Raw genomic sequence first — 8,714 nt, forward strand, 5'->3', positions numbered from 1 at the left:
TAAATACATGGAGAAGTATAGTGCTTATGAAAAGATTAGTCTTTGCACTTATTACCGTAATTCTTGTGCTTGTTGCGTGTCAGAGCGAAAGCACCAAGATTTCGAACGCAAATAAAAAACTGGGAACTCGGCAGAAACCAATCCGCATGTATTTTGTACCATCGCTGGAAGCCGGAAAAGTGGTGGCAAGCGGTGAGGCTATAGCCGAAGCTTTACACAAATCAACCGGGTATCATTTCAAGGTAGCCGTACCCACATCTTATGCGGCAGTAATCGAGGCTTTGGGAAATTATCAAGCAGATATCGCCTGGTTACCTACCTACGCCTATGTGCTTGCAAAACAGAAGTATAACGCTAATGTGAAACTGATGACTGTGCGTAACGGTCTCAACAAATACCGCGGACAATTTGTGGCTGCCAGAGACGACATTCAAAGCATAGAAGATATTGAAGGAAAGATAGTTGCCTATACAGATGCAGCTTCCACATCCGGCTACATCTACCCCTCTGCCATCCTCAAAGAAAAAGGCATTGTACCCAAAGACCACATCTTCGCTGGAGGTCATCCGCAGGCAATTTTAGCAGTGTATAGTGGTAGAGCAGATGTAGCATGTAGCTATTGGAGTCCTCCGGATTCTACCGGAATGCCAATGGACGCTCGCGAAAAGCTCTTCGAAACGCACAAAGACATCTTTGACAAGGTTAGCATAATCGGCTTTACGGATTGGATTCCGAATGATACGGTAACCTTCCGGAATAATATGCCGGAAGAACTAGAAAAAGAAGTTGTGAAGGCACTCTACGATTTTGCCCAAACCCCTGAAGGCAAAAACACCTTAAAAACGCTTTACGATGTTGACGGCTTAGAACACGCTTCCGATGCAGATTATGATGTGGTACGCACCGCACTCAAAGCCATGAATATGGACCCCGAATCCATGTTGAAATAGGATCAAAATTTGAATTTACTGGAAGTAAAAAAACTCTATAAAAGCTACGATGGCGTTTCTTACGCTGTAAATAACCTTTCTTTTGATGTGGATTCAAACGATTTTATCGTGCTCTTGGGGCTCTCTGGCAGCGGAAAATCTACTCTGCTACGCTGCATTAACCGCTTAATCGAACCCACCGGAGGAGATGTCCTGTATAAGGGAAAATCCACGATTTCTCTAAAAGGAAAAGAGCTCAGGCAATATCGCCGCAATATCGCAATGGTCTTTCAACAGTTCAATCTGATCAAAAACCTCAGTGTGCTAACCAATGTGCTTACTGGTCGTTTGGGCTACCACGGCATTGGCTCCGCCTATAGCAAAACCGAAATCGACGCTGCCATAAGAAACCTGGCTCGAGTTGGCTTGCAGGATTTTGCTAAGAAACAGGTGAAACAGCTTTCCGGCGGACAGCAACAACGGGTGGCAATCGCCCGTGCCCTAATGCAGGAGCCGCGCATCATCCTTGCTGATGAACCGGTTGCCAGTCTAGATCCTGCCACAGCAGATTCTATCATGCAATATCTGGCGGAAATCAATAAAGAAGGAATCGCTGTGATCTGCAGTTTACACTTCCTCTCTTTGGCGCGGCGTTACGGCACCAGAGTATTGGCACTCAAAGACGGCATCAAAGCCTTTGAAGGCTTGCCAAATCAGATCGATAAAGCCCATTTCAAAGAAATCTACGGCGAAGAAGCTGAGGAAATATAAGGTCTGAAGCAGCTTGCAAGGTTGCTTGTTCTTCATCGCTTCAGGCTATTCATAAGGATGGTTACTCCCAAGATTCTCCTATGGTTAGGGATAATAACCGCCTGAAGCATCGTTAATCATCTTTTGTAACATTGGGTTTCAAAGAGAGGTGAATACCGGATTAAGTGTATTGCAGAGTTCTCACCGTATAGTTAGGCAAAATTTGTACTTAAGATATTAATAAATAGCATTGCAATAAATGGCCTATAACTGTCAATCTCAAACAGCTTCCAAAGATTTATCTTGACAAGGAGGCTGCCCGAAAAATTATGGTAGAATAAGTGACGCGAGGTGGAGCAGCTGGTAGCTCGTCGGGCTCATAACCCGAAGGTCGAAGGTTCGAATCCTTCCCTCGCTACCATTTTTACATGATAGAGCGAGATAATACTCGTTCTTTTTTATAGAGTGTGGCGGTGTAGCTCAGCTGGTTAGAGCGTCGGAATCATAATCCGCAGGTCCGGGGTTCAAATCCCTGCGCCGCTACCACTATTTTTCTTGCGCCAGTAGCTCAGCAGGATAGAGCAGCAGCCTTCTAAGCTGCGGGTCAGGGGTTCGAATCCCTTCTGGCGTGCCAGCTTACACTAAAACCTTTCCCATAAAAACTGTGGTGGGTGTAGTTCAACGGCAGAGCACCGGATTGTGGTTCCGGGCGTTGTGGGTTCGAATCCCATCACCCACCCCATCATTGTTGTCTTTTTAGCCGGTTCCTATAGGAACTGGTTTTTTTTAGTTCAAGATCGTTGATTAAATTAAGCGGCACCCCATACAAGAAGGGCGATAAATGGAAATATATCCAATCATTTCATTCTTTTAGCATACTCAAGATTTATCTGGATAGGTGTTTTAATCCAATTTAACAGAGCTAAGCTATTATTGGAAATGTATTTGTAAAATGCCCTGAGCTTGTCCACCATATAGGCAGTAATAAGGCTCTTCCCTCGGTCATAATATTTGGATGGTTTCTGGTTTTTGCAAAGCAAAGACGGAGCTTTTTAAGGGCTCCGTCAAGGCGATATAATATTAATCAGTGTTTTTCTTTACAGAATTCTATAAGCACACCGCCAGTGGATTTGGGGTGTAGAAAAGCTATATCGGCGCCATGCGCTCCTGGTCGGGGTTCTTTGTCGATAAGTCGGATTCCATCTTCTTCGGTGTTTTTAAGAGTTTGAGGAAGATCATCTACCGCAAAGGCAATATGCTGAATGCCTTCGCCTTTTTTCTCGATGAATTTGGCGATAGGGCTTTCCTCAGAAGTAGGAGCAAGCAGTTCAATTCTTGTATCTCCGATTGGGAAAAAAGCAACTCTCACCATCTGTGATGGAACTTCTTCGGTTCCCTCGAGAGTAAGGCCAAGCTTTTGGTAAAAGGCAATTCCTTCTTCCAGATTTTTTACTGCAATCCCGATATGGCTGATGTGTTTTAGCATCATGAGCTCCTTACTTGCCGTATTCTGTAGCCAGCTTGAAGCCCAATTTCATGGCTTTGAGATTCAAATCTACAAAGGCGGGTTTCACGCTTTCGCGCAGAGAGGTTTCCAGAGCGGATTCGCTAACTATCTGTGTTACTTTCACCAAAAATGCCAGCGAAAGCACATTGGTAGTAATAGCACTGCCAAGCTGTTTCTGAGCAATTTCCGTAAAAGGCAATTCATAGGTGTTGTCAGCCGCTAATGCCAGATTCTTGACGTAAGTAGTATCAATGATCAGGATTCCGGTATCGCGCAGATCGAAGAGATACTTATCGCATGCTTCTTGAGTGAGTGCGAGCAGACAATTGAAGTTTGTTGCCTCAGGAAAGTAAATCTCTTTGTCACTGATGATTACGTCGGCACGAGAATATCCACCCCGGGATTCTGGACCGTAGCTTTGGGTTTGGGTAACTTTGTGTTTATCTATCACGGCGGCACGGGCAAGAATAATTCCGGCAAGAATTAAACCCTGTCCTCCGCTCCCGGAAAGGCGGATTTCGTAACTTCTTTTCATTGTTCATCCCCCTTATCTGCAACTCTGGCAACTAAATCGGCATAGGCAGCGCAATATTCTGGCTTGATTTCTTTGCGCAATATCCCGCGGATAATCTTTCCTGCTACTTTTTCCGGAGGGAGTTTGTCAACCGCTGTGTAGGGAATAGAGTTATCCCTAAATTCCTTCATCATCTGCGGAGCTCCACCTTTTTTGTTGAGGCGACCGTAAATAACTGGACATGCGGAGATTACTTCTATCAGAGAAAATCCGGGATGCTCCATTGCAGCCTGGAAGTAATTCTGCATTTCCACAACGTGGAAAGCGGTTGTGCGTGCCACAAAAGATGCACCGGCACCCATGGCAAGATCGCAGATGCTAAACTCAGGTTCTATGTTGCCATAGGGGGCTGTAGTTGCTATAGCTTCGTGAGGAGTTGTAGGTGAGCACTGTCCGCCAGTCATGCCATAGATATTGTTGTTGATCAGAATCACACTAAGATCAATATTTCTACGGGCAGCATGAATTAGATGATTACCCCCTATTGCCGTACAATCACCATCGCCCGTAACTACTATCACTTTCATATAAGGTTTATGCATCTTAATGCCTGTGGCAAAAGCGATGGAACGACCATGTAGTGTGTGTAGCGTGTTGAGATCAATATAAACTGGCATGCGAGATGAACAACCAATTCCCGAAACCATAACCACTTCGTCCTGATTGAGATTCATAGAGGCTATGGCTCTTATGATGGCACCCAAAACAATACCATTACTACATCCAGCACACCATACATGCGGGAATTTCTTGTCGTGACGCAGATATTGATGCACTACTTTTAGCGGAATATTAGCCATCTTAGCTTACCTCCTTGATCTTGCGTAGAATATCGTTAGGCGTAATTAGCTGTCCGTTCACGCGTTGAATGGTAAGCACATCGCTATCGCTCTTATCTTTGGTAAGGCGGCGGATTTCGTGGATGAGCTGTCCTTGATTGAGTTCCGGTACAATTACCGTTTCTACATCTCGCAGCATTTTACGCACCGCATCATCTGGAAATGGCCAAATGGTAAGCGGACGTAAAAGCCCTACTTTGATGCCTTCGTGGCGTGCCATTGCAATAGCGGCTTTGGCAGCGCGGGCGGTAATACCGGCAGCAAAAATGGCTATTCTGGCATCGTCCATTTCGTGGCTTTCAATCTGTACTAAATCTCTGATATTGTAAGATATTTTTTTGCGCAGACGTTCCATCATCTCACCTGCTTCGGTAGATTTATTGGTAGGAAATCCATGCGCATCGTGGGTAAGCCCGGTTACATGAAATCTATATCCATCGCCGTAACTTGCCAAAGGAGAAAGATATTTCTGGTTTTCATCGTAGTGTTTATACCAGTGTGGCGGTACGGTTGGTTTGATTCTGTTTATCACTCTTGCGTTTGCAATATCTGGCAAGCGTACGGATTCACGCATGTGTCCCAATACTTCATCTAAGAGCAAGATAACGCAAGTACGGTATTTTTCAGAAAGATTCACTGAGCGTATCGTAAGCTCATAGCTCTCTTTCACGCTATCGGGATATAACACAATCGCTGGGGAATCGCCATGACTGCCCCACCGAGACTGCATAATATCGCCCTGAGCGGGGCTTGTTGGCATTCCGGTTGAAGGACCCATGCGTTGCACATTAACCACTACACAGGGGGTTTCGGTAATTTTTGCGAAACCTATTCCTTCTTGCATAAGCGAGAAACCCGGACCGCTAGTGGCAGTTAAAGATTTCGCCCCAGCCAGAGAAGCTCCTGTAATGGCACAAATGGAGGCAATTTCGTCTTCCATTTGGATAAATGTACCACCGCGCTTGGGTAATTCTGCGGCCAGTATTTCGGCAATTTCGGTTGAAGGAGTAATAGGATATCCGGCAAAAAAGTTAACTCCGGCATCCAGAGCTCCGTAAGCAACCGCTTCATTTCCTTGCATGATAACAGTTTTACGCTCGCGGTCTGTTTGCAGTTCATTAAGTTTTGAGTCCTGCTTTACAGCTGTACTTTTAGTTTTGCCCTTACTAGTTTTTGTTCTTGTGGATTTTAAGGTTTTGCTTTTTTCTTTTTTTAACATTACTTCTCCTTCGCTCCGGTGATGGCAAAATCTGGGCAGAGCCGATCACAGGTTTCGCAATGGATACATTTTTCCGGAGCTTGCACATAAGGCGAGCCATCGCTCTTTAAGCCCAAGCAGCCGGTGGGGCAAAAAGCTACGCATATTCCGCACCTCTTACACCAATTATAATAGATCAATACAGGGGAGTCTTTCTCACCGGGTGCTTTGACTTCGGTGAGTTCCACCTCCATCTTCTCCGGAGTGTCTTCCTCTTTGATGATCATGCCCATACGGTCTTTAATGACTTTATTGGACATCATTCCTCCAGTTATTTATGTATATTTTGTACTATTTACTGAGTTTATGTTTAAAGAAGTCACCCAAACGTTTTGCGCCTTCTTCATTCTTTTCCAGGGTCTCGTACGAGAAGTTCAAACGCATGGTATTGGTGCCACCACCGTCGCAGAAGAATGAGGTTCCCGCCACATACGCCACCTTTGCTTCCTTGATGCAATCTAATAACAGCGCATTGGTATCCAAGTGCTCAGGGGCAAATGCCATCATAAAGAGACCGCCTTCAGGCTTGGTCCATGTAATTTCTTCTGGCATATACTTTTCAAGGGCTTGCAAGAAGCCTTTTTGCTTTACCGAATACATCTTACGAATCTCTTCAATCTTAGGGTCTAGTAAGCCTTTTTCGATGTAGCGAGCAGCAATTCTTTGCGTAAATGGAGGGGTACAGAGATCTGTAGCTTGTTTGCCTACCACAATTTTATCCAATACTTCGGGATGTCCTACCACCCAACCGATACGAAAGCCAGGGCAGAAGATTTTGGAAAAAGTGCCCAACATTACTACATGACCGGTTCCATCAAGTTCATACATAGTTTTTTGAGTGGTACCTTCGTAGCGCAGTTCTCGATAAGGGCTGTCTTCGATGATAATCACATCATACTTATGTGCCAAAGCGATGATCTCTTTTCTGCGTTGTTCGGTCATCGTTACTCCGGCTGGATTTTGGAAATCCGGGATCAGATAGATGAATTTTGGCTTTTTACCCATATCTTTCAACTTCTTGAGTTCAGTTTCTAAGATTACGGGATCTTCACCCTGATCATCCATAGGAATACCTATCATTTTGGCACCATAAGAGTTGAATGCAGAAAGCCCCCCCAAATATGATGGTAAACCTACGATCACATAATCTCCGCGATCGATAAACATCTTACCAATGAGGTCCAAAGCCTGTTGTGATGCAGTGGTAATAATTAAATTTTCCACGCTTACATCCACGCCTTGGGCTTTGTATCGATCTGCAAGAAGGGTGCGCAACAAAATATCGCCTTCGGTGGGTCCATACTGCAATGCGCTGGCAGCTTCCGTATCCATTACTTCATTCATTATTTGTTTTAGTTCTACGGTTGGGAAAGTGAGTGGACTGGGAAAACCACCGCTGAAAGAAATCAATCCGGGAGTACCGAGGTATTTAAGTAACTCACGAATTGCTGAACGCTTCATCCCCTTGATATTGGTGGATAGTGCTTCATGCAAGTTGGTGATCATTTTGATCCTCCATTTATCTTTATTTTTCTTCGTAAACCAAGACTTTTTTGTTGTTTTTTCGCCAAGTTTTGTAAGCTTCTTTAATTTCAAGCTCCCACACTATGCGTTTGTCTATATCTTCAAAGGTTATAATATCGATATAAAATGTCCGCTTGTTCTTACCCACAAAGCTTTTTTTGGGAAATTCCACTACAATCTCACCCTCAATATTTAGGATCGTAACTTCATTCAAAAAAACGCCTTCTGCGATCTCAAGAATCGCTCTTGCTTCTACACTGCCCGCCTGCACATCACGAAAGTGAATATTCATATATTCTCCATTAAATACTTCAAATCCCCTATAAAACTTATGCTTTAAAGGTCAAGTATTTTTTCTTAGAAACTAGTTTAAACGACAAAATTCACATATATATCGGAAGCAATTTCTCAGCGGGAACATATAAAAAAGGAAGAGTAGCTTTTGCCGCTCTTCTCTTACTTATTCATCTCGTAAACTCTTATCGAGCAACAAATTTTCTCTTTAACAGATTGGCATTGCTAACTACCGTAATGGAACTTAATGCCATCGCTATTTCGGCTATTACCGGGTGCAAAACTCCAAAAGCTGCCAATGGAATGGCAATCAGATTATAGAAAAAAGCCCAAAAAAGATTTTGACGAATCTTGGAAAAAGTACTTATCGAAAGCTTTAGCGTAAGTGGAATCAATCTTAGATCTCCGCGTAATATTGTGATGTCTGCTGCTTCAATTGCAATATCCGTCCCCATTCCCATGGCAATGCCAATATCCGCTTGTTTCAATGCCGGAGCGTCGTTTATGCCATCTCCAATCATTGCCACCACTCTCCCTTCTGCCTGCAGTTGTTTCACTTTACCTGCCTTGTCTGCTGGCAACACGTTTGCCATAACTTCGGTGATGCCGCACTTTTGTGCTATCGCCTTGGCGGTCTTATCGTTATCGCCACTCATCATAATAGGGTTGATGCCTTTGGCACGCAAACTTTTTACCATCTCTTGTGCTTCGTCGCGAATGGTATCTGCCACATAGAACAATGCCAATACCGAGCTTTCGTCTGCCAAATATATCTTCCCCGCATAAGATAAATCTGGCTCTGGATGGATCTGGCTCTCGATGCCCAAGCTCTTCAACCAGCGTTCACTTCCGGCATAGTATTTTTTTGCCCCAATATATCCGGATATTCCTTTTCCTACGCTTGCTGCAAAGTTTTTCACTGGCAGCAATTGGTGCTTTCCCGCCTTGGCGGCAGTTTTGAAGGCTTCTGCCAAAGGATGTTCGCTGGAGTTTTCCAAAGAATACACCAGGCTCATATTATCGCTATCGCTACCCATAA

General features: G+C 44.2%; 10 protein-coding genes and 4 tRNA genes. 6 read left to right on the plus strand and 8 right to left on the minus strand.

Going from position 1 to position 8,714, the window contains the following annotated elements; genetic code table 11:
• Positions 1-26: 26 nt before the first annotated feature.
• The 6 genes from LHW48_06520 to LHW48_06545 all read left to right on the plus strand — a co-directional run bounded on the left by LHW48_06520 (position 27) and on the right by LHW48_06545 (position 2,421).
• Entirely contained in the window at positions 27-950 is a 924-nt protein-coding gene (locus tag LHW48_06520; protein MCB5260113.1) for a phosphate/phosphite/phosphonate ABC transporter substrate-binding protein, read from the plus strand.
• A 9-nt stretch (positions 951-959) separates the two neighbouring features.
• Positions 960-1,700, plus strand: a complete 741-nt coding sequence (phnC, locus tag LHW48_06525; GenBank protein ID MCB5260114.1) for a phosphonate ABC transporter ATP-binding protein — start codon at positions 960-962, stop codon at positions 1,698-1,700.
• Positions 1,701-2,024: 324 nt separating this feature from the next.
• A tRNA-Met gene (locus LHW48_06530) sits at positions 2,025-2,100 on the plus strand.
• Positions 2,101-2,148: 48 nt separating this feature from the next.
• Positions 2,149-2,225 (plus strand) — tRNA-Met (locus tag LHW48_06535).
• Positions 2,226-2,236: 11 nt separating this feature from the next.
• Positions 2,237-2,313: transfer RNA gene (locus LHW48_06540), tRNA-Arg, on the plus strand.
• Positions 2,314-2,346: 33 nt separating this feature from the next.
• Positions 2,347-2,421, plus strand: a tRNA-His gene (locus LHW48_06545).
• A gap of 342 nt (positions 2,422-2,763) precedes the next feature.
• Here LHW48_06545 and mce read toward each other — a convergent pair.
• From mce to LHW48_06585, 8 genes are all read right to left on the minus strand, one after another.
• Positions 2,764-3,165, minus strand: coding sequence for a methylmalonyl-CoA epimerase (gene mce, locus LHW48_06550; protein ID MCB5260115.1), 402 nt, complete (start codon positions 3,163-3,165; stop codon positions 2,764-2,766).
• A gap of 10 nt (positions 3,166-3,175) precedes the next feature.
• Positions 3,176-3,721: a 2-oxoacid:acceptor oxidoreductase family protein gene (locus LHW48_06555; GenBank protein ID MCB5260116.1), complete on the minus strand. Its 546-nt coding sequence runs from the start codon at positions 3,719-3,721 to the stop codon at positions 3,176-3,178.
• Positions 3,718-4,560, minus strand: a complete 843-nt coding sequence (locus LHW48_06560; protein MCB5260117.1) for a 2-oxoacid:ferredoxin oxidoreductase subunit beta — start codon at positions 4,558-4,560, stop codon at positions 3,718-3,720. Before LHW48_06560 ends, LHW48_06555 begins: the two co-directional genes overlap by 4 nt.
• A 1-nt stretch (position 4,561) precedes the next feature.
• On the minus strand, positions 4,562-5,818 hold the full coding sequence (locus tag LHW48_06565) for a 2-oxoacid:acceptor oxidoreductase subunit alpha (GenBank protein MCB5260118.1): 1,257 nt from the start codon (positions 5,816-5,818) through the stop codon (positions 4,562-4,564).
• Entirely contained in the window at positions 5,818-6,120 is a 303-nt protein-coding gene (locus LHW48_06570; protein ID MCB5260119.1) for a 4Fe-4S binding protein, read from the minus strand. The genes LHW48_06565 and LHW48_06570 overlap by 1 nt, the downstream gene beginning before the upstream one ends.
• Positions 6,121-6,148: 28 nt before the next feature.
• Positions 6,149-7,363 (minus strand): PLP-dependent aminotransferase family protein, encoded by a 1,215-nt coding sequence (locus LHW48_06575; protein MCB5260120.1) that lies wholly within the window; start codon positions 7,361-7,363, stop codon positions 6,149-6,151.
• Between the two features lie 19 nt (positions 7,364-7,382).
• On the minus strand, positions 7,383-7,673 hold the full coding sequence (locus LHW48_06580; protein ID MCB5260121.1) for a hypothetical protein: 291 nt from the start codon (positions 7,671-7,673) through the stop codon (positions 7,383-7,385).
• A 187-nt stretch (positions 7,674-7,860) separates the two neighbouring features.
• The coding region (locus LHW48_06585) for an HAD-IC family P-type ATPase (protein ID MCB5260122.1) at positions 7,861-8,714 on the minus strand (854 nt) is incomplete at its 5' end.

The organism is Candidatus Cloacimonadota bacterium, assembly GCA_020532355.1.
Lineage (GTDB): Bacteria > Cloacimonadota > Cloacimonadia > Cloacimonadales > Cloacimonadaceae > UBA5456.